Genomic DNA, 26,243 nt, shown 5'->3' with positions numbered 1-26,243 from the left:
GTCGGGGCCTACCGGGGTTCAGCCGCCGCGGCGGCCTTCGCCGCCGGCACCAGGGCGGCCTCGACGCGCTCGAAGTCCGCGTCGGTCAGTGCGGTGGACACGAACCAGGTCTCGAAGACGCTCGGCGGGGCGAAGACCCCGTTGTCCAGCAGGGCGTGGAAGAAGGGGGCGTAACGGAAGGTGTCCGCCGCCTGCATGTCGGCGAAGTTCCGCCCCTCCCCCTCGGCGAAGCGGACCGACAGCATGGTCGTGGCACGCTGCATGTGGTGTGCCACGCCCTCGCGCGACAGGGCCTCGCTGACCAGCCCGGACAGCCGGTCCGCGTTGGCCTGCAGCGTCGTGTAGGTCGAGTCGTCCGCCAGCCGCAGTGACGCCAGGCCGGACGCGGTCGCCACGGGGTTCCCCGACAGCGTGCCCGCCTGGTACACCGGCCCCTCCGGCGCCAGCATGCCCATGATGTCGGCACGCCCGCCGAAGGCGGCGGCCGGCATGCCGCCGGAGACGACCTTGCCGAAGGTCGTGATGTCGCCTGCGACACCGTCCACCCCGAACCATCCGGACCGGGACGTGCGGAACCCGGTCATCACCTCGTCGAGGATCAGCAGCGCACCGTCGGCGTGGGCGATCTCCTTCAGGGCGGCGTTGAAGCCGTCCCGCGGGTGCACCGTCCCCATGTTGCCGGCACTGGCCTCCGCGATGACCGCGGCGATCTGGCCGGGGTTGCGCTCGAAGGCGGCCCGGACGGCGTCCAGGTCGTTGTAGTCGACCACGATCGTCTCCGCCGCTGCGGAGGCGGTGATGCCGGGCGAGTCCGGCAGGCCCAGCGTCGCCACACCCGACCCGGCCGCCACCAGCAGGGAATCCACGTGCCCGTGGTAGCACCCGTTGAACTTCAGGATCTTGTCCCGTCCGGTGAAGCCGCGGGCCAGCCGCACCGCTGACATCGTCGCCTCCGTACCGGAGTTGACCAGACGAACCCGCTCCACGCTGGTGCGGTCGATGATCTCCTGCGCCAGTTCGGTCTCGGCGAGGGTGGGCGCGCCGAAGGACAGGCCACGTCCGGCGGCCTCACGGACGGCCTCGACCACGGCGGGGTGGGCGTTGCCGTGGAGCATCGGGCCCCAGGAGCAGATCAGGTCCACGTAGTCGTTGCCGTCGATGTCGGTGAGCCGCGACCCCTCCGCTGAAGCGATGAACGGGGCGGTGCCGCCGACCGACCCGAACGCACGCACCGGGGAGTTCACGCCGCCGGGCGTGACCCCCCTGGCCCGGTCCATCGCCGCCGAGCTGTTCGTCCGTCCACTCATGTGCCACTCCTTAGAGGTCGCCTGTCTTGCTGCCGTGCCCCAGCATAATGACCGGGGGCCTCAGCGGAACTGCCAGGGGCTCAGGTTCTCCCCTGCCCAGGCCAGCAGGCGTCCCCGACGGGTCCTGCCCAGGTCACCGTGCCCGTCCCGGGTGTCGCCGCGGCGCACCAGGTTGGCGTCGACGCTGAAGTCCCGGTGGGTGATCTTCGCCGAGCGCCACTCGATCAGCAGCGAGGAGCCCAGCATCAGCGCCGTGCCCAGCAGCGGGTTGAGCACGCCGGCGACCGCGAGGACCAGGGCGACGAGGTTGTAGCCCCAGGCCAGCCACAGGTTCCAGTCGACGACCGCACGCACCCGGCGGACCAGGTTCACCGCCTCGGGGACGGCGGCGATGTCGTCACGGATGACGACCACGTCGCTGGCGTCACTGTCGATGGTCTCCAGGCGGTCGCCGGACCCCATGAGGATTCCGACGTCCGCCACGGCCAGGCAGTCCAGGATGTCCCGGTCCCCGACCAGGGCGACGGTGGACCCGTGGGCGTGCACGTTACGCACCGCCCGGGCCTTCTGCGAGGGGACGATCCCGGCGAGCACGGTGGAGATCCCCACCGAGTCGGCCATCCGGCGGGCGACGGGGTAGGTGTCCCGGGAGAGCATGTAGGTTTCCACGCCCGCCTCCTCGAGCCACTGCACCGCGCCCTCGGTGTCCGGTTTCACCGTGTCGGCGAGGTTGATCACCCCACGGGCCCGGCCCTTCCAGCTGACCACCAGTGGTGCGCCGCCGCCCAGCGCCGCGTTGGCGAGTGCCGGGTCGGTGAGTTCGGAGAGGTCGCGGGGACGCCACAGCCGGGCGCGCACGGGACGCGTCTCGCCGTCCTCCGCCGGCAGGTCCACCGTCGCGCTGAAGGCGCCCTGGTCGTCGACCTCCACCGGCCCGACGTCGAGCCAGTGCGGCACGTCGCTGCCGCCGGCGCCGGTGTCGCGGGACTCCCGGTCGGCGCGCACGATCGCCCGCGACACCGCGTGCCCGCTCTCCAGGCTGAGCGCACCGGCGACACGCAGCACCAGTTCACTGTTCTCCCCGGAGGCCGCGGTGATGCCGACCACGTTCATCCGTCCGGTGGTCAGCGTTCCCGCGCGGTTGAAGATGATGCTGTCGATCGCCGCGAGCCGGTGGACGGTGCCGGTGTCGCGGATGAGGATGCCGTCGGCGGCCGCGCGGGCCAGGCCGAAGCGCAGTGCCAGCGTCGTCGACACTGCCAGTGCCACCGGCGCGACGGTGACGAGCACGGTCAGTGCGGTGGCCACAGCGGCGGACAGGCCGTCACCGATCGTCAGCCAGCCGACGGCCGCCAGTGAGGCGACCACCATCGCCCAGGGCACCAGGACCGAGGCGGTGCGGGTGGCGAGCTGCTCGAGCCGGTTCTCCTCACGCTCCGCCGAGGCGATCCACCGGCGGACCCCGGCGATGCGGGTCTGTGACCCGGTGCGGTTCACCCGGACCTTGATGGTGTCCCCGGTGGACTCGCCGGTGTTGCGCGAGCCGGCGAACACCTCGTCACCGACCTCGACCGGCGTCTCCCCCGTCCCTCCCCGGCGTGTGGTGAACGGGCCGGACTGCAGGACGGACCGTCCACCGACCACCTCACCGTCGCAGGGGACGACCGCCCCGGTGGGCACCAGCACGTCGTCGCCGACGCGCAGCTCCGTCGGCGCGATGAGCGTCTTGACCGGTTTACCCCGACGGTCCTTGCGCACCACGGTGACCGGGACGTCCTGCCCGCCGGGCAGCATGTTCAGCGCCAGCAGGGAACGCAGCCGGGTCCGGCGGGACGCCAACCGGCCGAGAAGCAGCAGGATCGTGCACCCGCACGCGACGTCGAGGAACAGCGCCTCCTCCTGGTAACCCCAGGCGGTGAGGATGTTCTCCGAACGCCAGCCCGGGTCCCCGGGTTCACCGGTGACCATGACGACCGCGGAGTAGGTGAACGCCAGCAGGATCGCCACCGACGACGCCGCGTCCAGGGCGGGCATCCGGCGCCGCAGGCCCCCGAGCATCGCACGGTGGAAGGGCCAGGCGCACCAGAAGACCACGGGGACCGACAGCGCCAGGCACACCCACTGCCATGAGGTGAACTGCCAGGCCGGCACCAGCTGGAGCACCACGACCGGCACCCCCAACGCCAACGCGACGAGCAGCCGTCCGACGGTGATCAGCGCCCGTGCGGTGTAGAGCACCTCCACACCGGACTGACCCCGGGCCCCGTCCGGTCCACCGGTCCCGCGGCCCGTGCCGTCACGGGCCCCACGCGACACCCGCGACGGGCGCCTCCGCGCAGGACGCCTCAACCGCGACGGCGCCGACAGCCGTTCCGACCGGCGACGCAGCGAGGCCAGGGTCAGCCAGGAGTCCGCCCCGGCGTCGGCGATCACGGTGCGCAGGACGTCCGGCTGCAGCGACTCCGGCGCCGTCACCCAGGCCATCGAGGTGGAGTACACCACCCGCGCCTGCACACCCGGCAGCGCGTTCAGCGCCTCCTCCACCCGGCCCGCCTGCACCGCGGACTCCAGTCCGCCGAGGTGGAAGGTGAACGAGGTCAGGCGCGCCCCGCCACGTCCCCGCCGGGAGAGGGTCTCCTCCCCCAGCTCACCCGCCTCACCCTGTTCCCCGGCGTCGTCGTCGACGAGGCCGGCCGCCCGTGCGGCGCGGCGCGCCTCCGCGATGGCGGTGCTCACGGTATCGGTGGTGCGGGGTGCCGTGTCCACGGGGTCAGCCTTCCAGGTCCGAGGGGGTGTCGCCGAAGAACGTCCGCACCGCCGGGCGGTACATCGCCAGGGCGCCGAGTGCGACGGCCAGGGCGATCAGCGGCTGTTCCAGTCCCCCGACGTTGAACACCCAGCCGACGAGGGTGAACCCCGCCGCCACGGCCACGGTGGTCATCAGCCGGCGCCGCCGACGCCCGTCACCGCGCAGCAGCCCGGGGACCAGCAGCGCCGTCAGCACCGCGGTGAGGATCTGCACGGAACCGACCCACCGCATGTTCGTGGACAGGGTCTCGAAGTAGGCCATCCGCGCGGGGTCGTCGACGACGGGCCGCTCGGCGGTCCACATCATCGCACCGCTGACCAGCAGGCCGACGGCGGCGAGGAGGAAGAGGACCACGGCGGTCTTCACCGAGCCCGGGATCCCCTCCCCCGGCCGCCAGTAGCGGATCGCACGGTTGCGGTCTCCGGGGTCGGAGTTGTGGGAGACCGGGAACATGGAAGGCACGGTTCACCGCCCCCTGTTCTTCGGCTCCCCGGTGCCACCGGCGTCCCTGCGGTCCCTGTCGTTCCCACTGTCCCTGTCCTCGCGAGCCCGGCGTTTCCGCTTCTTCTTCTCCGCGCGTTCCCTGTCCAGTTCCTCGTTCCGCCGGGCCAGCTTCTCCGCGTAGGCCTCGACCTCGGACTTGTCGGGCAGGCCGAACCAGTCGGCGTTGTCCGGGCGGGTGACCAGCCAGACCCCCACGGCGGCCACCACACCGGAGACGATGGTGCCGGCACCGACGAGCAGCACCAGCGGGGTGGCACCGGTGTCCGGCGGGCTGGAGAAGACCTGCAGCAGCGCCATCAACGCCAGGTACACCGACCCGACGCACAGGAACAGCCGGCTGCGGACCCCTCCCCGCGACACCCGGTGGTTGAGGTACATGCACAGCGCCACCGCCGCCAGCATGACCAGCAGGTTCAGGATCGCCGTCCCGGTGACCAGCGTCTCCACGGTGACACCGTCCGGCAGGGAGACGGAGTTCATCTGCTCGCGCACCTGACCGGTCAACGCACGCGGGTCCTGCAGGTTCATCACCAGCTGCAGGACGGCGGTCAACGCCTGGACGGCCCCGACGATGTACCAGGCGCGGACGCCGTCGCGGACATCCTCGGGCGCACCCTCGGAGGAGGGTGCCAGTCCGTCGGGACGGCCGACCTTGGGTGGTGTCGGTGGAGTCTGCTGTGTCATATCGTCGACCAGCTTAGTCAACCGGTCGTCAGCCGCGCAGGAGGTGGGCCGCTTCCGTGGCCCAGTAGGTCAGGATGATGTCGGCGCCGGCGCGACGGATCCCGGTCAGCGAGTCCATGATCGCGGCCTCATGGTCGATCCACCCGTTCTGCGCCGCCGCGGTGATCATGGAGTACTCCCCCGACACCTGGTAGGCGGCGACGGGCACGGTGGAGAAGTCCGCGACCTGGCGCAGGATGTCGAGGTGCGGCATGGCGGGCTTGACCATCACCATGTCCGCACCCTCGGCGATGTCGAGCTCGACCTCCATGAGCGACTCGCGGGCGTTGCGGGGGTCCTGCTGGTAGGTCTTGCGGTCGCCCTGCAGGGACGATCCCACAGCCTCGCGGAAGGGCCCGTAGAATGCGCCGGCGTACTTCGCCGAGTAGGCCAGCACCGACACGTCCTGGAAGCCGGCCTCGTCCAGCGCACGCCGGATCACGGCGATCTGTCCGTCCATCATCCCCGAGGGGCTGACGACATGGGCGCCTGCCTCCGCCTGTGCCACGGCCATCCGCGCGTAGAGCGGCAGGGTGGCGTCGTTGTCGATCACGGTGGTGCCGAACCGGTCCTCGGTGAGCACCCCGCAGTGGCCGTGGTCGGTGAACTCGTCGAGGCAGGTGTCGGCCATGACGATCAGGTCGTCACCGAACTCCCGGCGCAGGGCCGCCAGGCCCCGGTTGAGGATGCCGTCCTCTGCCCAGGCCTGGGAGCCGGTGGCGTCCTTGGAGTCCGGGGTGGGCACGCCGAAAAGGTCGACCGACCCCACACCTGCGGCGAGGGCGGCCTCGGCGGTGCGCAGCAGGGAGTCCTCCGTGTGCTGCTGCACGCCGGGCATCGCGGAGATGTCCCGTGGGGAGTCCAGGCCGTCGGCGATGAACATCGGGAGCACCAGCTGGTCGGCGACCAGGTGGGTCTCGGCGACGAAGTTCCGCATCGCCGGGGTGGTGCGGAGTCGGCGGGGTCGGCGGACGGGGTGTACGTCATCAGTCATGGTGCTGATGGTACGCCGCGTGCCGCGCCTACTGGCCGGCGGCAGGGCGGCGCCGGCGGCGACGCTTGCGCGGCGGGGGGAGCTGGCCGGCCGCGCGCAGTTCAGCGACGTGGTGGGCCAGGGCGTCCACCAGCTCCGGCACACCGGCGACCTCCGGCATCACGTCCACACGCAGGCCGTGCTCGCGGGCCGTCTGCGCGGCCATCGGGCCGATGCAGGCGATGATCGTGCGGGTGTGCGGCTTACCGGCGATGCCCACGAGGTTCTTCACCGTCGAGGAGGAGGTGAAGCACACGGCGTCGAAGCCGCCGGACTTGATCATGTCGCGGACCTCCTGGCTCGGGGGCGCGGCACGCACCGTGCGGTAGGCCACGACGTCCTCCACCGACCAGCCGAGCTCGACCAGCCCGTCCACCAGGGTGTCCGTGGCGATGTCGGCGCGCGGGAGCAGCACCCGGTCGACCGGGTCGAGGTCCTCGTCGTACGCGGGGAAGACGTCCACCAGTCCGGAGGCGTTGCGGGCGTTGGCCTTCGGCAGCAGCTCCGGGGTGATCCCGAGGTCACGGACGGCCTGGGCCGTCTTCGCGCCCACGGCCGCGACACGCACACCCGCCAGGGCGCGGGCGTCGAGCCCGAACTCGGCGAGCTTCTCCCACACGGCCTTCACCGCGTTGACGGAGGTGAAGACGATCCAGTGGTACCGGCCGTCGACCAGTCCCTTGATCGCCCGTTCCATCTGGGCGGGGCTGCGCGGCGGCTCCACGGAGATGGTGGGGACCTCGATCGGGATGGCACCGTGCGAGGCGAGGCGGGCGCTCATCGGCCCGGCCTGGTCTTTCGCCCGGGGCACGAGCACCGTCCACCCGTACAGGGAGCGGTTCTCCCACCAGGAGTACTTGCTGCGGCGGCTGGCCTGGGCGCCCACGGTGACCACCAGTTCCTGGGGCATCTCGCCCTCCTTCGCCAACGGCCCGGAGGCCGCGACGACGGACTTCAGCGTGTCGAGGGTGACGTCGTAGGAGCGCTGGCGCCGGGTCGTGGCGTGCGACGTGACCGTGGCCGGGGTACTGCCCGCGACGTCGCGACGCTTCAGTTCCGCGGTGATCAGCGGCAGGTCCGACGGGCCCGCGGTGAGGATCAGCGGCTTCGGGGCTGCGGCGATGCCGTCCCAGTCGATCTCGGTGGTGGCGTCGGAACGCAGGTCCACGGTGGTGTACCCGTCTCCGGTGGCGATACCGGTGTAGGCGGGCAGGGCCGAGGCGCCGGTCATCCCGGGGACGACCTCGAACTCCACACCGAGGGCGGCGACCTCCTGCAGTTCCATGAGCACCGCCGGATTGCTCACCGGGTTGCCGGCGACGAGGCGGACCACGCTGTGGCCGTGGCGGACGTGGTCCACCATCGCCTGGGCGACGGCCTGTGCCTCCACCGGGCGGATCTCGTCGGGGTCCGGGGTGTCCGGGTAGCTGGCGTACCCGCCGGCCTCCGCCTCACGGGCGGCCTCCTCGGCGGCGGCGTGTGCGGCGACGGCTTCGGTGGTGTGGGGGGCGGCGAGGACGATCTCGGCGGCGGTGACCTCTGCCGGCCGGCGGGGACGGCGACGGGCGCCGGCGGCCTTCGCGGCCTCGAGCTCGGCCTCCCACTCCTTCTCCGCGGCGATGCGCTTGTCCTCGGGGACCGGCAGCGCACCGGCGATGATGGCCCGGACGGACTCGGTGACGGCGGGGTCGACCCAGACGTGGGCGGTGTTTTCGAGGATCTCGCGGGCACGGACCGTCAGCAGCTCCGGGTTTCCGGGGCCGGCGCCGACGAACAGGACGCGGCCGCGGCCGGTCAGTGGGCTGTTCGAGGGACCCGTCTGGGCAATTCCGGCAGTGGTCATCGAGGCGACTTTCTCAGGTAGGTCAGGCAGTGCTGGTGGGCGTGGCTGGGCCGCGGGGGACGGTGCGGCAGACCGGTCAATACCAGGTCAACGCGCACCGACGATGTCGGTGATGATCCCGGCGGCACCGCCGGCGATGAGGTCACGTCCGACGGCGTGGCCGAGATCTGCGGCGGTGTGCAGCCACGGCCCACCGGGTATCTCAAGGTCGACGGAGCGTTCACGGACCAGCTGTCTCGACCCGTCCAGGGCGAACACACCGCCACGTAAGGTCAGGGTGCCGTCCACGTAGGTGGACCATGCGCCGACGGGTGCGGTGCAGCCGGCCTGCAGTTCGGCCAGGACGGCGCGCTCGGCGACGGCGGTGGCATGCGACACCGGGTCGTCCAGGCCGAGGACCGCGGCGACGGCCTCCTCGTCGTCGGCGCGGACCTCCACGCACAGTGCACCCTGTGCGGGCGCGGGGAGGATGTCGTCGACGGAGACGGTCTCGGACGCGCGGTCGAGCACGCCGACCCGCTCCAGACCGGCCCGGGCCAGGATGACGGCGTCGAGGTCGCCGTCGCGGACACGGCCCATACGGGTGTCGATGTTCCCGCGCAGCGGGCAGACCTCCAGGTCCGGACGCAACGCGCGGATCTGCGAGACCCGCCGCGGGGCGCCGGTGCCGATCCTCGCCCCCTCCGGCAGGTCGCGCAGCGCCGTGCCGCCGGTGCTCACGAGCACCTCGCGGGGGTCGACGCGGGCTGGGACCACGCTGACGAACCGCGGGTCCGGCGCGGTGGGCAGGTCCTTGAAGGAGTGGACGGCGACGTCGCACTCACCGGCGGCCAGGGCGTTGCGCAGGGTCTCCGTGAATACGCCGACGCCGATACGGTTCACCGGGGTCTGCGCCTTCTGGGAGGCGTCACCGGGGGTGTGGACGAAGTGCAGCTCGGCGGCACCGGCCGCATCAGCGAACATACCGCGCAGCACGTCCGTCAGCGCGTCGCGGACGGTGCCGGCCTGGGTGCGGGCGAGGTTGCTGGCCCGGGTACCGACGAGGAGGTTCCGCGGCTCAGCGGAGTCACTGGTCACGACGCCTCCTCCTCGCCCTCGGCGACGGGGGCCGTCACGCCGGCCGCCTCCGAGGCGCCTGCACCGCTGGCACTGCCGGTGCCGACGGTGCCCTGCTGCAGCACGTTGCCGATGCGTGCCTTGCCCGCGTCCCCGGGCTCGATGGCCTGCGACACCACCGAGGTGCTGCCGGCCGGAAGGTTGAAGAGGGCGGCCAGTGCCTCGGCGTAGTTGACCGTCCCGTCCTGGGAGCTGAGCTTCTTGACCTGGACCGTGGGCGCGTGGAGGAGCTTGTCCACCACCCGGCGCACCGTCCGCGCCACTTCGGCGCGGTCGTCCTCGCCCATCCCCGGGGTCCGGCGGACCAGCTGGCCGAGCTCGTCGTCGACCACGTCGGCGGCACGGCGACGCAGCGCCTTGACCGTGGGAACCACCGACTGCACACGCACCTGCTCCAGGTACTCCGACAGTTCGGCGGCGACGATACCGCGGGCGGCGGACTCGTCACGGGCACCGTCACCGGCGAGGGCGGTGAGCTCCTCGATGTTGAGCAGTCGGACGTCGGATGCGCCGTCGGAGGCGACATCGACGACGGCGTCGTCGATGTCGCGGGGCATCGAGAGATCCACCAGGACCATGCGCCGGGGCCGCTCCGACTGGGCGGCGACGAGATCGTCCGGCCCGAGCACCGTACCGACGGCACCGGTGGCAGAGACCACCAGGTCCGCACCCCGCAGCACCTCGCGCAGGCCGTCCAGACCCACCGCGGCCGCGTCCACCCCCGCCTCCCTGGCGTGGGCGGCGAGGTTCTCCGCGCGGGCCACCGTCCGGTTCACCACGGTCACGTGACGGACCCCGGAACGCCCCAGGTAGGTCGAGGCCAGCGAGGCCATGGCCCCGGCGCCGATGACCACCGCGTCACGTCCCGCCATGTCCTGCACCTCGAGCTCGGCCAGGGCGTGGTCGAGGGCGAAGCTGACCATCGACGAGCCGGCCTCGTCCACACTCGTCTCCGTGTGGACGCGCTTGCCGGTGTGCAGCGCACGCTGGGTGAGGTCGTGCAGCGTCGTTCCCACCACGCCGTTCTCCGAGGCGGAGGTGTAGGCGGCCCGCAACTGGCCGATGACCTGCTGCTCACCCACCACCATCGAGTCGAGGCCGGCGGCGACGGTGAGCATGTGCTCGGCCGCGGCGTCGGCGTACCGGACGTAGAGGTACGGCTCGAGTTCGACGGCGTCCATCCGCGCGTGCGCGGCGATCGTCTCCACCACATGGTCGAGCGCCGGGTGGAACGCCGAGGTGGCGACGTAGAACTCCATGCGGTTGCAGGTGGAGAGGATCAGCGCCTCAGTGACACAGTCACCCCCGACGAGGTCGCGCTCCAGACGGTTCAGCTCCGCCGGCGAGACCGAGGCCTTCTCGAGAACCGGCACCGGTGCCGACCGGAAGGACAGGCCGACCAGGAGGACGGCTGCCGGTCCGGTGATCCCGAGTCCTGCCATGGCTGCACAGCCTCCCGCGAAAATCGTCAGTGGTCACTTTTTCCGCCGCGGCGCCTCCCGCCCACCGGAGACCGGTGGTCGACGCCGTCATGCGGTACCAGCCTCCTACGGTATCCCCTCACCGCCCCCAATAACAAAAGCAGCGGAGAGCGCTGTGACCGACCCCCGGTTAAGCCCCCGCAGCCACAAGTCCGTTCACCTGCCCGGGACGTGCCCCTCCCGACGCGCCTCCGACAGAGCCTCCACCAGCTCTTCGTCGTCGATCTCCCAGCAGGCGATCTCCTCGTCGTCGACCAGGACCACCGGCACCCGGTCGCCGAACTCCACCGCCGTCGCCCGTGACGAGTCCACGTCCACCACCTGCAGCGTCGCCCCGGCCTGCGCACAGACCGGGGCGATCTGGCCGTGCACCCGCACACAGGACCCGCAGCCCTCACGCACCATGAGCGTGACCGTGGGCCGGTGTCCGGCGGACGGGGAGCCGCCGTCGGTGATGTTGTCGGTAACGCTGTCGGTGACGCTGTCCATGCCACCCGAGTCTAGTGACCGCGACTGCCCCGGCACACAGCAAGGCGCGGCCCGGCCCCGGGATTCCGGGACAGGACCGCGCCTCGTGGGGCACCGGCTTATTTGCCGAGCTTCCGCCGCTGCACGCGGGTACGGCGAAGCATCTTGCGGTGCTTCTTCTTCGACATGCGCTTACGACGCTTCTTGATGACAGAACCCATGGGTCCTCCCTCGTGGTTGGTCTTCGGTTAAGGATCATGCTGCTGGTCGGTTCCCGCACGGCACCGGCGGCACCGCGGGCGGACGGCAAACGGCAGGGGAACCACACCGATCGGGACCGATCCGACACGAATGCAGATCAGTTTAACCGGCGCACCGTTGCCACGGCAAAAGACCCCACCGTAAACGCCCCGTGGTGCACCACAGCAGAAACCCCTCCGCCCCACCGGTTCACCACCGGTGGGGCGGAGGGGTCCGGGGCCTGCGATCGACCCCGTGAGCCGTCCCGTGCGGGACACGGCCGTACTAGCCGGTCTGGCCCGCCTCGTAGATCGAGGCGCCCAGGTACTCCTCAACCGCCTGCTCGTGCACACGGAATGAACGTCCGACACGCACCGCCGGCAGTTCACCGGAGTGAACCAGGCGGTACACGGTCATCTTGGACACCCGCATGAGCTCGGCGACCTCGGCGACCGTGAGGAACGTTCCACTGTCATTGTTAGCCATAATTTCCAATCCTTACGACGCACGCACGCGCTGCAGGCTTCCCCTCCTGCAGAACTTCGACACGTCGGGCGCTGGACCCATCCTAGCGTTATTCCTGAGAATAATGCGACGCGAATGACAAAAGATGACGGCTGACACTCCGGGAGGCGGGAGACACTGGTGACACGGTTGTGACTCGAGGGACACAGGGGACGGGTCGGTCACTCCTCCACCCCCGGACGGGGGAAGCCGGTGCCGGACGGTCAGTTGTCGCCGGCGGGACGACCCAGTTCCACGGAACGGTCGACGCACGCCTGCATGGCGCGGAAGAACGCGGTACGGATCCCGTTCTCCTCGAGACCACGGGTCGCCGCGGCGGTCGTGCCACCGGGGCTCGTGACGTTCGCCCGCAGGTCCACCGGGTTCGTCTCCCCCTGCGCCATCATCGTGGCCGCACCCTCGACCGTCGCGACAGCGAGCTGCTGCGCGACCGGACGGGTCAGCCCGAGCTGGACACCTGCGTCGGTCATCGCCTCGGCGACGAGGAAGATGTAGGCCGGACCGGAGCCCGACACCGCGGTGACCGCGTCGATGTCCTTCTCCGCCACGGCGACGGACTGGCCGACGGTGGCGAAGAGCTCCTTCACGGCCTCGACCTGCTCATCCGAGGTGAACCGTCCACCGGCGACGGCGCTCATGCCCTTACCGACGAGCATCGGGGTGTTCGGCATGACCCGGACGGCCGGCACACCGGCGGCCAGGGCCGACTCCATCGTCGCCAGGCTGACACCGGCGGCGACGGAGACGACGACGGTCTCGGCGTCGTTGTTGTCCAGGGTGGAGGAGATCTCCTCCAGGACGGGAACCACGATGTGAGGCTTCACGGCGATGACGACGAAGTCCGCCTCCGACGCGGCCGTGGAGGCGTCATCCGCCCCGGTGATGCCGTACTTCTCCCGGAGGAAATCCAGACGCTTGGCGCTCGGGTCGAACACGACGACGTCCGGCTTGTCGGCCGAACCCTCCCCGTTCACGAGGCCCGAGATCAGGGCCTCACCGATATTTCCTCCGCCGATAAATGCAATACGAGTCATGCGCCCCAGCGTGCCACGCGGGAGTGAAGCTCGCCACTCCGGGGTCCGCCGGGGCCGGTCAGTGCCTACCGGGGGTCGGGTCAGATAGACATGATGAGCCGCGGCCCGAGGGTGATCACCAGGCCGACGATGAACGCCAGGATCAGCACCAGGGTGTGCCGGTGGCGCAGCAGCGCGTGGACGACGCCCACACACACCAGGGTGACCACGCCGGACATGACCAGGACCAGGGCGGTGCCCAGCTTGTCCCAGAGCAGGGTGAAGCCGAAGAAGATGACGACGCCGATGACCAGGGCGACAGCCGTCTGGCCGAGCAGCGCCGGCCACGAGATCGCGTCGTCCTCGTACTCGATGATGGTGTCCGGGTCCTCCGGGTCGACCGGCCCCTCCGGGTCCTCCGGGTCAAAGCCCTCGGCTTCCGGCTCAGCCCCACGCCCGGCCTCCGCCGTCTCCGCGGACTCCGCCCCGACACGCGGCAGCACGGAGGTCTCCGCGGCACCCGACGCGGCGTCCTGGTCGTCCTGGTCGTCCTGGTCGTCCTGGTCGCCCAGTACGTCCCCGGTACGCTCAGGCGCCACCGGCTCACCGGCCGCAGGAACGTACCCGACGGAGCCGGCCTCGTCAGTGTCGTCAGTGTCGTCAGAGTCGTCGGCAGGCTCCTCGACGACCTCCTCGACCACCTCACCATCGACGACGTCGTTCTCGACGTCCTCCTCGACGCCCTCCTCGATACCGTCAGCCGCGTCCGCACCGGAGGTGGGAACGTCCTCCACAGCGGCGTCAGGCTCCTCAGAGGTCCCGGGGATCTCGGGGCTTTCGGGGCTCACCTTCCCGACAGGGCCGTCGGCGAGCTGGTGCCCACCGCGGTAGGGGTGGGCACCCGGCGACGCGACGGCGGCACCACTGGCACTGTCGGCTCCGGCGGCACTGTCGACGACGTCGGTGCCGGCAGGTGCGGACTCCCCGGCGCGCTGCGCCTCGTCCTGCTCGATGTCCTCGTCACTGACGACGGGAATGGACCCGGTCAGCTCGGAGACCGAGACCCCGCCGTCCTCGAGATTACGTCGACGCCTGGGACGGTTAGCTCTGCCAGCACCGTCCTTGGCGTTGCGGGCCATAAGCTCCGCAACTGTCAGCTTCTCACTCATCCGTCGTTCCCATCATCGGTCATCTCCCGCCGGTCCGGATGGCGGGCACAAGACACCGCAGAAGTCGCCGCACATTTCCGACGACCGACACTGATGCCTAAATTATCAGGTGACAGTTTACAGTTATCACGTGTACAGCCCACATCGGTGGATCAACGCTCACAGGTGACCACCGGGAAATTATAGGCTACCAGGACTTTTACCGCCCGGTGTTCGCGTAGATCCGCCACCTGACACCGCCGTTGACCCCGATGTCCGGACAATGCGGCGTCGCTACCCTTTGTCCACCTTGTTGTTCGGGTCGAAGTCTGCGGCGTCCTCGGCATCGGCACGACGCATGATCACCCCTTCACGCAACGCCCACGGACACAGCTGCAGCTGCTCGATACCCAGGTGGCGCATCGTCGACTCCGCCACCAGGGCCCCCGCCACAACCTGCGCCGAACGGTCCGCGGACACACCCTCCAGCTCAGCTCGGTCAGCGGCGGTCATCCGGGAGATGAAGGAGGTCAACTGGCGCACACCCGGGCGGGTCAGCACGCGGCGGACCCGCGGCCCCGCCGACGACGGCGCCGCACCGGTGAGCCTCGCCAACATCCTGAACGTCTTGGACGTACCGACCGCCAGGTCCACCGGACCCGCCTCCTTGAGCCGGGCCACCGGCTCCTCCAACGTCTCGTCGATGTGCGCCGCCAGCGCCTTGATCTCCTTGCGGCTGGGCGGATCCGTGCGGAACCAGTCGTGGGTCAGACGCCCCGCGCCGAGATCCACCGACACCGCCACATCGGGAAGCTCGTTGACCCCCACCGACATCTCCAACGACCCGCCGCCGATGTCGAGGTCGCAGATCCGTCCGGCCGACCAGCCGAACCAGCGGCGCACCGCCAGGAACGTCAGCTCCGCCTCCGCCGTCCCCGACAGGATCCGCAGCCGCACCCCCGTCTCCTCCTCGACCTGGGCGAGCACCGAGTCCGAGTTCGTCGCCGAGCGCAACGCCGAGGTGGCGAACGGCAGCATCTCGTCACAGTGGAACTGCTCGGACATCTCCGCGGCGAGACCGACCCCCTTGATCAGTTTGCGGATGCCCTTCGTGGTGATCGCACCCTCGTCGTCGAGGTACTCCACCAGCCTCATCGGGGTCTTCCAGTTGCTCATCGGGGTCGGCGGACCGCCCGGAGCCATGTCCACCACCACGAGGTGGACAGTGTTGCTTCCCACATCCAAGACACCTAGTCGCACGGTTTTCACCCTATCCGGTCTACGGTGTTCACCGTGACACATTCTGTTCTCTCCGACATCACCAGCGGCTACCCGGAAGGCACCCCGGCCGATCTCGCGGTGCGTTCAGGACAGGAGACTCCCGCCGACCATCCGCGCGAGTACCTGGAGTTCACCGATCCGGCGGATTCCGAACACATCGTCTCCGTCGATCTTACGTGGCTTCTGTCCACCTACCGGTGCAGGTTCGGCACAGACGCCTGCCACGGCATCGACGCCGAGCACCCTGACGTGGGCTGTTGCGTCCACGGGGCCTTCCTCACGGACGACGACGACCGGGGTGCACTCGCGGAGATCGTCCCCCACCTCACCGACGACGACTGGCAGCTCAGGTCCCTGGTCATGGAGAGCGCGGACAGCGACGACGAGGTGGAGCCCTGGCTCGTCTGGGACGAGCTTGACGGCGACGACACCGACTCCGGGGAACCCGAACCCGCCCTGAAGACCCGCGTGCACCACGGCGCGTGCGTCTTCGCCAACCGTGCCGACCACCCCGGCGGCGCCGGCTGTGCGCTCCACGGCTGGGCACTGAAGAACGACGTGTCCCTCACCGTCGCCAAACCGGAGGTGTGCTGGCAGCTGCCGCTGCGCCGGCTCGAGGACTGGGAGACCCGGCCGGACGGCGTCGAGGTCCTGCGCACCACCGTCACCGAGTACACCCGGCGGGGCTGGGGCGGCGGAGGCGAGGACTTCGACTGGTACTGCACCTCCGACCCGGGGTGCCACACCGGCGGCGAGTCACTGTGGTCCACCCACGCCGACGAACTACGCGAACTCATCGGCGCCGAGGCGTACGAGGTCGTCGCCGCCCACTGCCGTCAGCGGGAGGAGGCTGCCCGCCACTCCCCCTCCGGGTTCCCGCTGCTGTCGATCCACCCCGCCACGGCCGCCGCCGCTGCCGCGGAAGGGCCGTCGGGAGACGGAGACAAGGCCGGTTCCCGTGCCTGTGACGCCGGGCCCGGCCACTCCTGACGGGCGACCGGCTCACCGGGTTCCCCCGCTCACCCCTCGAACTTGTACCCCAGGCCGCGCACGGTGACCAGCATCGTCGGCGCGGACGGTGTCTCCTCGATCTTCGACCGCAGACGTTTCACGTGCACGTCGAGGGTCTTGGTGTCACCGACGTAGTCGATGCCCCACACCCGGTCGATCAACTGGCCACGGGTGAGCACCCGCCCTTCGTTGCGCATCAGGTACTCCAGCAGGTCGAACTCCTTCAACGGGAGAGACACCGGGGCACCGTCCACAGTCACGGTGTGCCGTTCGACGTCCAGGATCACGCGCCGGCTCCTGAGCACCATCCCGTCGTCGCCCTCCCCCTCGTCGGCACCGTTGTCGCCGCCGCGGCGCAGCACCGCACGGATACGGGCGATGAGTTCGCGGGCGGAGTAGGGCTTGGTCACGTAGTCGTCCGCGCCGATCTCCAGGCCGACGACCTTGTCGATCTCACTGTCACGGGCGGTCACCATGATCACCGGCACGGAGGAGACCGCACGCAGCTGGGTGCACACGTCCGTCCCGGACATGCCGGGGAGCATCACGTCGAGCAACACCAGGTCGATACCGTGTGCGTCGAAGAGCTTGAGGGCGGTGGGCCCGTCCGCCGCGGTGTAGACACCGAAGCCCTCCTTCTGCAGGAGGAACGACAGGGGTTCAGCGAGTGATTCCTCGTCCTCGACGAGCAGGACGGTGGGACGGTCACTGGGCATAGGGAATTCTGGTCCTCACGGAAGACTGTGGGCCGCGAACCGGCCGGGGTGAATGACGGACATTGCGGGGAGACTGCTTCGGGACGACATCATTGTAAACTCCGCACACCGATCCTGCCGGGTGAAGTCCGAAGGTCACGGTGGCGCCCGGCCTGTCCCTGCCAGTCCCGGTCAGTCCCGGTTCGGCAGCAGTTCGGCGGCGGTGAACCGCTCCTGGTCCGGGACACCCTCGTCCGGCACGGCCTCGGTGTCCAGCACGGGGAACTCCAGGGAGAAGGTCGACCCCGTGCCCGGCTGCGACCAGAGGGACACGTTCCCCCCGTGGTTGATCACGGTGTGCTTGACCACGGCGAGGCCCAGGCCCGTCCCCCCGGTGGCCCGGGAGCGGGCCTTGTCGGCGCGGAAGAACCGCTCGAAGACCCGTTTCTGGTCCTCGGGGGCGATCCCGATGCCCCGGTCCGTCACCCTGATCACCACGGACTGGCCCCGCACGGCGCGGCTGATGCTGACCGGGGTGTCGTCCGGTGAGTAGTTGATGGCGTTGGCGATCAGGTTCGTCACGGCGGTGACCAGCAGCTCCTCGTCACCGGTGAGCCAGGCGCCGCCGGGGGCGTCGGTGACGAGCTCGATGTTCTCGACTTCCGCGGCGACGCGGGAACGTTCCACGGCCTTGTCGATGACCCGGTCCACGCTCACCGGGCGGGCGTCCGGCAGGGGCTCAGCGCCCTGCAGCTTCGACAGCCCGATCAGCTCCGAGATCATCGTCGACATCCGCCGGGTCTCGGCGTGGAGTTTACTGCCGAAGTACTCCACGGTGTCGGGGTCCTCGCGGGCCTCCAGCATCGTCTCGACCAGGAGGGAGATCGCCCCGACCGGGGTCTTGAGCTCGTGGGACACATTGGCCACGAAGTCGCGGCGCGCGGCCTCCATCCGGAGACTCTCGGAGTTGTCCGCGGCGTAGACCACCACGAACCGGTCGTCCACGGAGGTCAGCCGCCGGACGGTGACGGCGACGGAGAACACCGGTCCCACGGCGGAGTTCCCCGGGTGCAGGACGCTGTCGCGGGGCTCGCCGTCGTCGAAGACCCGCTGTGCCAGCCTGTAGACCTCGGGAACCAGGTGGCGCCGATCCACCACACCGAGCTCGTGGACACTGCGGTTGGTGTACACCACGTCGTCACGCTGGTCGACCACGGCGACCCCCAACGGGGACGACTCCAGGGCGAAGTGCATCACCTGTGCGATGGTCGACACCCGGTTGTGCTGGGTCTCCCGGCGGATACGTTCCTCCTCGCGGTGTTCGGCCCGACGCCGGACCACCACCACGATCACCGTCACGGCGACTCCGACGAGCAGCCCGGCGAGGACTCCCCCTGCCAGCAGGGCGAAGGATGCTGACGTCATCACGACCCGATGTCCTGTCGACCGTCCCCCGGGGCCTCTACTTCCCGCCCTGGGCGGCGACGGCGGCGGCGCCGGCCTCGGCGGCCTCCGGGTCGAGGTACTCGCCGCCGGCGTTCAGGACGCTGCCCTTCTGGTCGATGCGGTAGACCAGCGGGATCCCGGTGGGGATGTTCAAACCGGCGATGTCCTCGTCGGAGATCTTGTCGAGGTGCTTGACCAGGGCGCGCAGCGAGTTGCCGTGGGCGGCGACGACCACGGTCTCGCCGGCCTCCAGTCGCGGCAGGATCGAGGTCTCGTAGTAGGGGACGAACCGCTTGACGACGTCCAGCAGGCACTCGGTGCGGGGAACCTCGGCGAGGTCGGCGTAGCGGGGGTCGCCGGACTGGGAGTACTCGCTGCCGTCCTCGAGCTCGGGCGGCGGGGTGTCGTAGCTCCGACGCCAGGCCATGAACTGCTCCTCGCCGTACTTCTCCTTGGTCTCGGCCTTGTTCAGGCCCTGGAGCGCGCCGTAGTGGCGCTCGTTGAGCCGCCAGTCACGCACGACGGGGATCCAGTGGCGGTCGGCGGCGTCGAGCGCGAGGTTCGCGGTGGTGATCGCGCGGCGCAGCAGGGAGGTGTACAGGACGGTGGGCTCCAGGCCCGCGTCGGCGATCATCTTCCCGCCGCGGACCGCCTCGTCGCGGCCCTGGTCGGTGAGGTCGACGTCGACCCAGCCGGTGAACTGGTTGGATGCGTTCCACTCGCTCTGGCCGTGGCGGAGGAGGATCAGTGTGCCGTGGTTGTTGTCACTCATGGTTCCTTATTCTGCCACGCCCTGGCCCGTCGCACAGGGTAGCCGTGAAGACCGGCGCCGCGGGGGTCAGGCCGTGGGCGCGGTCGGCGGGACCGGTGGCGCCGAGGAACCCGAACGGCCGGCACGGCCAGCCCTGTCAGCCCTGTCAGCCCTGTCGTCGGCACGCTCCTCCCGGTACCCGGGCCGCAGCCGCTGGAACGCCTCGAGGTTGCGGGTGGACTCCCCGCGGTCGATCCGCCACTCCCACTCGCGCCGGATCGACGTCTCGAACCCGAGCTCCAGGATGTGGTTGAAGTCGCCGTCCGCCAGCTCCAGAACCTGTCCCAGGATGGTCTGGACGTCCCCGGCGGTGGTGGTGTCGGGGAACTGGCCCGCCAGGTAGATGTCGTTGTTGTTGTCCAGGGTGTAGTGCACCCCGAACGCCTTCCGGTTGTGCTGCAGCAGCAGCCGGTAGACCTCGGCGTGGGCCTCCTCCACCGCGCGGCACACGAACGCCTCGACGCGGAACATCCCGTCCTGCGGGATGAACAGGGTGTTGGTCTTCAGTCGGCGTTCACCGGGCAGGACGACGACGGCGACCCCGTTGGAGACCTCGTAGTCGACCTCGGCGGCTTCCAGGAGGTCGGTCAGCTGCTGTAGTTCCATGGCAACGAATCTACCCGCCGCTACCTCGAACCGCTGGGGTCCCGGGAGGCCAGTGAGGTGAGTGCGACGTCCGGCTCGGAGCATCCGTGGGCCCGCCACCGGTCGACGAGGTCGCGGTACTCGGCGATCATCTTCTCCACCGTGACGTCCCAGGAGTACTCTGCAGCGTGGGCGGGGGCCACGTCCGACATGGAGTTGCGCAGGTCGTCGTCCATCACCAGCGACTCCAGGGCGCGCGCCCAGTCCGCCGGGTCGTGTCCGTCGACGAGCAGGCCGCTCTCCCCCTCGGTGACGGTGAGAGGCAGCCCGCCGACCCGGGCTGCCACCACCGGGGTGCCGGCAGCCTGCGCCTCCAGTGCCACCAGACCGAAGGACTCGTTGTAGCTGGGCACCGCGATGATGTCGGCGGCCTGGTACACGCTGACCAGTTCCTCCGGGGGCCGCGGCGAGAGGAACCGGACGTAACCGGAGACACCCAGTTCGGCGGCGAGGTCGTGCAGTTCATCCGGCCGTTCCATCCCGGTGCCCGACGGGCCGCCGCAGATCACCACACGGATGTTCTGCTCCGGGTGACGCCGGATCAGGTCGGCGGCGGCCCGCAGCAGGATGTGCGGGCCCTTGAGCTTCTGCAGCCGGCCGATGAACGCGATGACCTTCGCCCGCAGGGGGATGCCCAGCTCCCGGCGCGACCGTTCGGTCGCCCGGTCCGACCCCGGCGTGAACCGGTCCACGTCCACCCCCGGCGAGATGACCGCGAGCCCGGAACCGGTGGCGTCGTAGGCGGTGACCAGCGCGTCCGCCTCGTCCTGCGTGTTGACGATGATGCGGTCGGCGTTGTCGACGATCTGCTGCTCGCAGATACGGCGGGACTCCGGCTCCGGGGTGTCGCCGTCGGCGAGACCGAGGTTCTTCACCGCCGCCCACGTGTGGGCGGTGTGCACCAGCGGCACCCCCCACAGGTCCCGCAGAAGCCAGCCGACCTGCCCGGAGAGCCAGTAGTGGCTGTGGATCAGGTCGTAGTGTCCGGCACCCGTCCGGTCCACACGGTTCCCCGCCTCCCCGGAACTACCGGCCTCCCGGCGCACGAAGGACAGCACGGACCCGGTGAACGCGGCGAGCTGGGTCGGCAGCGACTCCTTCGCCAGCCCCTCGAACGGGCCCGCCACACAGTTGACCACCCGCAGGCCCGGTGCGACCTCGACGACCTCACCCTGCGAGGCGCGGGTTGCCCGAGTGAACACGTCCACCTCCACACCGTGGGACGCCAGGTGCTCGGCGACGTTGCGGACGTAGACGTTCATCCCTCCGGCGTCCCCGATACCGGGCTGTTCCAACGGGGAGGTGTGCATGGAGATCATCGCGACGCGCATAGCGTCCCAGGATACGCCCCACCCGCGACGCGCCCTGTCACCCGGCGTCGAGTGAGACCCCGACCCACACGGGTTCCGGCACCAGGGTGACACCGAATGTCCCGCGCACCCCGTCGCGCACGGCGCGGGCGAGGTCCACGATGTCCGACGACATCGCAGAGCCGCGGTTCGTCAACGCCAGGGTGTGCTTCGTCGACAGGCCCGCCCGGTCGTTGCCGGGGACGTGCCACCCCCGGGAGAACCCGGCGCGTTCGATGAGCCAGGCGGCGGAGAGCTTCTCCAGCGGGGCGCCCGCCCCGTCCGTCCCCGCGGCGAACCGCGGCATCGTGGCGGCGTCCTGCGCACCGTGCGTGGCGGCCACGGCACGCTGCACCTCGTCGGCGGTGGCGACGTCCACCACGGGGTTGGTGAAGAACGACCCGGCCGACCAGGTGTCGTGGTCGTCCGGATCCAGCACCATGCCCTTGCCCCGGCGCAGCTCCAGCACCATGTCACGCACCTCGGCCACAGGACGCCGGACGTCGCCGTCCTGCCCCGCGTCACCGGGGGTCACGCCGAGACGTCGGGCGAGCTCGCCGAAACGCAGCGGGGCACTCAGGCCGTCGGTGGTGAGCCGGAACTCCACGGCGGTGACCACGGCCCGCGAGGTGAACTTCAGGTTGGAGTAGCGGTACGCCAGGTCCAGGGACTCCGGGGTCACCCAGGAGGTGGTGCCGGTGGAGCGGTCGAACAACTGCACCCGGTGCAGGGTCTGGGACACCTCGGCCCCGTAGGCCCCGACGTTCTGCACCGGGGTGGCGCCGACTGACCCGGGGATGCCGGAGAGGCACTCCAGGCCGCCGAGCCCCGCGTCGACCGTGGCGGCGACGACATCGTCCCAGACCAGCCCGGCGAACGCCCGGACCAGGCCGGTCCCCCGGTCGACCTCCGGCTCCCCGCAGGGCTCGAGGACGACCGCGACGATGTCCGCGACGTCCTCGCCGACGACGAGGTTGGATCCGCCCCCGACGACCAGCAGCGGGACGTCCTCTGCGTCCAGCGCTCCGACGACCTCCGCGACGGCGTCGGCCGAGCGGCAGGACAGCACCAGGGCCGGCGAACCGCCGACCTGCAGGGTCGTCAGTTCAGCGAAGCTCCGTGAGGACAGCTCGACGTCGTCGCGCGCCGCCAACCGGGCCACTACTGGCGAGGTCGACGCAATTGTTCGCGAATGGAATCTAAAATCAGGACGCTGCACACTTATGATGTTAGCCTTTCTGCATGACAACACACATCGAGTCTTCAACGACAGTCAATCACCCCCTGGACAAGGTGCTGTCCGCCCTGAGCTCCAAGGAGTACTGGGAGTACGAGGCCAAGAACATCTCCGAGGTTCCCGGCGAGGTCAACTCCTTCTCCGCCGACCCGATCGAGGCAGTTCTCTACGAGGTCCTGCCCACCGACGCCCTGCCCGAGGCCGTGCGCTCGATGGTCTCGCAGAACCTGAAGCTGAAGCGCACCGTCACCTTCGGCGCCGAGAAGGACGGCGTCGTCAACGGTGAGATGCAGGCCGAGGTCAAGGGCGCACCGGTGAAGTTCGGCGCCGAGCTCACCCTGACCGGCGAGGGCGACTCCACCACCCTGACCGCGGACGCCGACATCGACGTCACCATCCCGATGGTCGGCCCGGTCATCGAGCCGAAGGTCGCCGACACGGTCCGCGACATCCTCGCCAACGAGAACACCCTGATCGACACCTGGATCAAGGAGAACCTCTGATCCAGGCCCGGACCAACCTGCGGGTCTCCGCATAATCCACCGTATTTACGGCGGATCCCTGGCGCCGACGGGCAGTGATGGTTCACACTGGTCCGGTGAGTACTTCAAACAACACCGGACAACCCGCCGCCCCGCAGAGCTGGGGGGCTCACTCCGGGCAGGACGGCAGCACCGCCGGTAAAAGGCGGTCAGGCCTGTGGTGGAAGATCCTCCTCATCCTGGTCGTGGTCCTGGCCCTGCTGGCCGCCGCCGCAGAGTTCGGCGTTCGCGCCTACGCCAAGAACACCGTGGTCGACGAGATCCGCTCGTCCGCGGAGAAGAACGGCACGAAGCTCTCCGAGGACCCCTCCGTGAGCTTCGGCACCTCCCCCCTCCTCCTCGGGATCGCCCAGGGGAAGATCCCCTCCTTCGACGCGACGATCCCCTCCAGTCTGGACGTCTCCTACGAGGACTCCGACAAGTCCCGGCCGGTCGTCACAGGCCAGCCGGAGATGAGGATCAACGCGAAGGACATGTCCACCGACACCGGCGACGCGACCGCCGGTGAGATCGCGGTGGACACCACCCTGCCGCCGGAGTTCCTGCTCGCCGAGATCCAGAAGTCCCAGGCGGAGTCCTCCGCCAACGGCGGAAACGGTGGCGACGGCGGGGATGCCGGCGGCCTGCTCGAGGGGCTCATCGAGGTGACCGGCGTGAACATGAACACCGGTGAGAACACCATGGACCTCGAGATCACCGGAGGCCTGGCGACACTGAGCATGACCCCGGTCGTGGAGGACGGCGCGATGAACTTCCGCGTGGACAACCTCAGCATCCTCGGCATGGACCTGCCGGAGTCCATGGTCCAGTCGCTCACCGACTCACTGCAGGAGACCGTCAATGACGTGGAGGGCCTGCAGATCCAGAGCGCGGACATCACCGAGGGAGGCCTGAAGGTCCGGCTCCACGGCACCGACGTGAGCCTCGACGAGGTCTCCTCGAGCACCTCCGGCTTCACGGAGGACAGCCGACAGGACAGCTGACCGACCGGCCTCCCGGCCCACCACAGGTTCCACCCCAAGGCCCCACCCCAAGGCCCCGGACTCGACCACGAGTCCGGGGCCTTCGCCGTGGGACCACACCCGGACAGGGGTGACCAGATGCTCCTCTGGACCGATCGAATCAATCAGTCACGACTGCTTGTTTTCAGATGCTACAACTGACCTCATGATTTCGATCATCGAACCACAGTGTTCACGGTCAGAACCATCCCCCGACACCGACACCCTTCGGAGGCTCCAGTGAGCGACACCCCACCCGTGAGAATCGCCAACTTCTCCGGCTTCTACGGTGACCGCGACAGCGCCATGAGAGAAATGCTCGACGGCGGCGAGGTCGACTACCTCACCGGCGATTACCTGGCGGAACTCACCATGCTCATCCTCGCCAAGGGCATGATGAAGGACCCCACCCTCGGCTACGCCAGGCGGTTCATCGACCACCTCGACACCTGCCTCGACTCGATCGCGGAGCGCGGCGTGAAGGTCGTCACGAACGCCGGCGGCCTCAATCCCTCGGGCCTGGCTGACGCACTCCGGGAGAAGATCGCCGAACGGGGCCTCGGCCTCTCGGTGGCCTACGTGGACGGTGACGACGTCCGGGAACCATTACGGCCGACGGTTCCTGACGCCCTCTGCGCCAACGCCTACCTCGGCGCGTTCGGCATCGTCGAGTGCCTCAACGCCGGGGCCGACATCGTCGTCACCGGGCGTGTCACCGACGCCTCTGTGGTTGTCGGCCCGGCCGCGCACCACTTCGGCTGGGGGCCGGGCGACCTCGACCAGATCGCCGGCGCCATGGCCGCCGGGCACGTGATCGAGTGCGGCACCCAGGCCACCGGCGGCAACTACTCCGGGTTCAACCGGGGGGAACTCCCCGACTCGCCGGTGACACCCGGGTTCCCGCTCGCCGAGATCCACGCCGACGGCACCTCGGTGATCACGAAGCACGCCGGCACCGGCGGGGCGGTGACCGCCGGAACCGTCACGGCACAGCTCCTCTACGAGGTCACCGGCGCCAGGTACGCGGGCCCGGACGCTGTCCTGCGGCTGGACCATGTCCGGGTCGACGACCTGGGTGGTGACCGGGTGCGCATCAGCGGTGCCACCGGCGAGGCCCCGCCCCCCACCACCAAGGTCGGGGTGAACCGGCTCGGCGGGTTCCGCAACGAGGTCCAGGTGCTGTTCTCGGGACTGGACGTGGAGGACAAGGCCGACCTGTTCACCCGCCAGCTCGACGAGCTGGAGCCACGTCCCCGCACCGTCGAGTACCGACTGGAGCGTACCGACCACGCGGACGCGGACACCCAGGCCGCCGCATCCGCCCGGCTGGTGTGCGTGGTCTGGGACCCGGACCAGAACCGCATCGCCGAGTGGGGCCGCGGGGTGGTGGGCACCGCCCTGGCCTCCCCGCCCGGCACGTTCTTCGACGGTGTACCTCCGAAGCCGAGCATGTACGGCACGTTCTCGCCCGCCTACGTCGACAATGACGTCCCGGAACACACCGCACACCTCGCCGACGGCACCGACGTCCGGGTCCCACCGACGAAGACCACCGCGGAGCTCGGGTCCTCCCGGACGGACGAGCCGCTCCCCGACTTCAGCCCGGACGGAGAGACCAGGCGGGCTCCGCTCGGACTCCTGGCGGACGCGCGGAGCGGAGACAAGGGCGGCAGCGCGAACATCGGTCTGTGGACGAGGGATCCGGAGGCCTACCCGTGGCTGCTCGCCACCGTCACGCCGGACTCCGTCAGGACACTGCTGCCGGAGACCGCGGAACTCGATGTCGAGGTCTACCCGCTTCCCCGGCTGAACGCCGTGAACATCGTGGTCCAGGACATTCTCGGCCAGGGCGTCGCCCACGGCGCGAGGTTCGACCCGCAGGGCAAGGGGCTCGGTGAGTGGCTGCGTTCACGCCACGTCGACATCCCCGTGAGCCTGCTCAGCACCAGCAGCGAAGGAAAGGAAGCGTCATGACCGCAACCTCTGCCGTGATCCCCGGCTCCGAGGAGTACCAG

General features: G+C 69.9%; 24 protein-coding genes. 4 read left to right on the top strand and 20 right to left on the bottom strand.

Going from position 1 to position 26,243, the window contains the following annotated elements:
* Positions 1-8 precede the first annotated feature (8 nt).
* From hemL to Q0A34_RS07705, 14 genes are all read right to left on the bottom strand, one after another.
* Entirely contained in the window at positions 9-1,307 is a 1,299-nt protein-coding gene (gene hemL / locus Q0A34_RS07770; RefSeq protein ID WP_291479426.1) for a glutamate-1-semialdehyde 2,1-aminomutase, read from the bottom strand.
* A gap of 60 nt (positions 1,308-1,367) precedes the next feature.
* On the bottom strand, positions 1,368-4,043 hold the full coding sequence (locus Q0A34_RS07765) for an HAD family hydrolase (RefSeq protein WP_291479425.1): 2,676 nt from the start codon (positions 4,041-4,043) through the stop codon (positions 1,368-1,370).
* Positions 4,044-4,077: 34 nt separating this feature from the next.
* Positions 4,078-4,569, bottom strand: coding sequence for a hypothetical protein (locus Q0A34_RS07760; protein ID WP_291479424.1), 492 nt, complete (start codon positions 4,567-4,569; stop codon positions 4,078-4,080).
* 12 nt (positions 4,570-4,581) lie between these two features.
* Positions 4,582-5,304: a hypothetical protein gene (locus Q0A34_RS07755; RefSeq protein WP_291479423.1), complete on the bottom strand. Its 723-nt coding sequence runs from the start codon at positions 5,302-5,304 to the stop codon at positions 4,582-4,584.
* Positions 5,305-5,332: 28 nt separating this feature from the next.
* Positions 5,333-6,337: a porphobilinogen synthase gene (hemB, locus tag Q0A34_RS07750; protein ID WP_291479422.1), complete on the bottom strand. Its 1,005-nt coding sequence runs from the start codon at positions 6,335-6,337 to the stop codon at positions 5,333-5,335.
* 28 nt (positions 6,338-6,365) lie between these two features.
* Positions 6,366-8,219, bottom strand: coding sequence for a uroporphyrinogen-III synthase (locus Q0A34_RS07745; RefSeq protein WP_291479421.1), 1,854 nt, complete (start codon positions 8,217-8,219; stop codon positions 6,366-6,368).
* 87 nt (positions 8,220-8,306) lie between these two features.
* Positions 8,307-9,296 (bottom strand): hydroxymethylbilane synthase, encoded by a 990-nt coding sequence (hemC, locus tag Q0A34_RS07740; RefSeq protein ID WP_291479420.1) that lies wholly within the window; start codon positions 9,294-9,296, stop codon positions 8,307-8,309.
* On the bottom strand, positions 9,293-10,777 hold the full coding sequence (locus Q0A34_RS07735; RefSeq protein WP_291479419.1) for a glutamyl-tRNA reductase: 1,485 nt from the start codon (positions 10,775-10,777) through the stop codon (positions 9,293-9,295). The genes hemC and Q0A34_RS07735 overlap by 4 nt, the downstream gene beginning before the upstream one ends.
* Before the next feature lie 195 nt (positions 10,778-10,972).
* Entirely contained in the window at positions 10,973-11,221 is a 249-nt protein-coding gene (locus Q0A34_RS07730) for a glutaredoxin family protein (RefSeq protein ID WP_291479455.1), read from the bottom strand.
* 182 nt (positions 11,222-11,403) lie between these two features.
* The gene (locus Q0A34_RS07725; RefSeq protein WP_003855542.1) at positions 11,404-11,505 is read right to left on the bottom strand and encodes an AURKAIP1/COX24 domain-containing protein; all 102 of its coding nucleotides are present in this window, start codon (positions 11,503-11,505) and stop codon (positions 11,404-11,406) included.
* A gap of 304 nt (positions 11,506-11,809) precedes the next feature.
* Positions 11,810-12,010, bottom strand: coding sequence for a helix-turn-helix domain-containing protein (locus tag Q0A34_RS07720; RefSeq protein WP_038546114.1), 201 nt, complete (start codon positions 12,008-12,010; stop codon positions 11,810-11,812).
* A 242-nt stretch (positions 12,011-12,252) separates the two neighbouring features.
* Complete coding sequence (proC, locus tag Q0A34_RS07715; RefSeq protein ID WP_291479418.1) at positions 12,253-13,083, bottom strand: pyrroline-5-carboxylate reductase; 831 nt, start codon at positions 13,081-13,083, stop codon at positions 12,253-12,255.
* 80 nt (positions 13,084-13,163) lie between these two features.
* A complete protein-coding gene (locus Q0A34_RS07710) occupies positions 13,164-14,231 on the bottom strand; it encodes a hypothetical protein (RefSeq protein ID WP_291479417.1) in 1,068 nt (355 codons plus the stop codon).
* Positions 14,232-14,504: 273 nt separating this feature from the next.
* Complete coding sequence (locus tag Q0A34_RS07705) at positions 14,505-15,470, bottom strand: Ppx/GppA phosphatase family protein (RefSeq protein ID WP_291479416.1); 966 nt, start codon at positions 15,468-15,470, stop codon at positions 14,505-14,507.
* 33 nt (positions 15,471-15,503) lie between these two features.
* On the opposite strand from Q0A34_RS07705, the gene Q0A34_RS07700 reads away from it, so the two are divergent.
* Entirely contained in the window at positions 15,504-16,481 is a 978-nt protein-coding gene (locus Q0A34_RS07700) for a hypothetical protein (RefSeq protein ID WP_291479415.1), read from the top strand.
* A 29-nt stretch (positions 16,482-16,510) separates the two neighbouring features.
* Here the strand turns inward: Q0A34_RS07700 and Q0A34_RS07695 are convergent, their stop codons facing one another.
* The 6 genes from Q0A34_RS07695 to Q0A34_RS07670 all read right to left on the bottom strand — a co-directional run bounded on the left by Q0A34_RS07695 (position 16,511) and on the right by Q0A34_RS07670 (position 22,601).
* Positions 16,511-17,218: a response regulator transcription factor gene (locus Q0A34_RS07695; protein WP_291479414.1), complete on the bottom strand. Its 708-nt coding sequence runs from the start codon at positions 17,216-17,218 to the stop codon at positions 16,511-16,513.
* 171 nt (positions 17,219-17,389) lie between these two features.
* Entirely contained in the window at positions 17,390-18,622 is a 1,233-nt protein-coding gene (locus Q0A34_RS07690) for an ATP-binding protein (RefSeq protein ID WP_291479413.1), read from the bottom strand.
* A 37-nt stretch (positions 18,623-18,659) separates the two neighbouring features.
* On the bottom strand, positions 18,660-19,415 hold the full coding sequence (locus tag Q0A34_RS07685) for a phosphoglyceromutase (RefSeq protein WP_291479412.1): 756 nt from the start codon (positions 19,413-19,415) through the stop codon (positions 18,660-18,662).
* A gap of 66 nt (positions 19,416-19,481) precedes the next feature.
* On the bottom strand, positions 19,482-20,060 hold the full coding sequence (locus Q0A34_RS07680; protein ID WP_291479411.1) for a YbjN domain-containing protein: 579 nt from the start codon (positions 20,058-20,060) through the stop codon (positions 19,482-19,484).
* Between the two features lie 20 nt (positions 20,061-20,080).
* The gene (gene mshA / locus Q0A34_RS07675; RefSeq protein ID WP_291479410.1) at positions 20,081-21,430 is read right to left on the bottom strand and encodes a D-inositol-3-phosphate glycosyltransferase; all 1,350 of its coding nucleotides are present in this window, start codon (positions 21,428-21,430) and stop codon (positions 20,081-20,083) included.
* 37 nt (positions 21,431-21,467) lie between these two features.
* Complete coding sequence (locus Q0A34_RS07670; RefSeq protein WP_291479409.1) at positions 21,468-22,601, bottom strand: UDP-N-acetylmuramate dehydrogenase; 1,134 nt, start codon at positions 22,599-22,601, stop codon at positions 21,468-21,470.
* Positions 22,602-22,690: 89 nt separating this feature from the next.
* Here Q0A34_RS07670 and Q0A34_RS07665 point away from each other — a divergent pair, with 89 nt between their 5' ends.
* From Q0A34_RS07665 to Q0A34_RS07655, 3 genes are all read left to right on the top strand, one after another.
* Entirely contained in the window at positions 22,691-23,188 is a 498-nt protein-coding gene (locus tag Q0A34_RS07665; protein WP_291479408.1) for a DUF2505 domain-containing protein, read from the top strand.
* Between the two features lie 95 nt (positions 23,189-23,283).
* On the top strand, positions 23,284-24,210 hold the full coding sequence (locus Q0A34_RS07660) for a DUF2993 domain-containing protein (protein WP_291479407.1): 927 nt from the start codon (positions 23,284-23,286) through the stop codon (positions 24,208-24,210).
* Between the two features lie 258 nt (positions 24,211-24,468).
* Positions 24,469-26,202 (top strand): acyclic terpene utilization AtuA family protein, encoded by a 1,734-nt coding sequence (locus tag Q0A34_RS07655; protein ID WP_291479406.1) that lies wholly within the window; start codon positions 24,469-24,471, stop codon positions 26,200-26,202.
* The last annotated feature ends 41 nt before the right edge of the window (positions 26,203-26,243 follow it).

The organism is Corynebacterium sp. (genome assembly GCF_022712195.1).
Classification (GTDB): domain Bacteria; phylum Actinomycetota; class Actinomycetes; order Mycobacteriales; family Mycobacteriaceae; genus Corynebacterium.
Note: the sequence above shows the minus strand (reverse complement) of the source record. Positions and strands in the feature narration are given on the sequence as shown.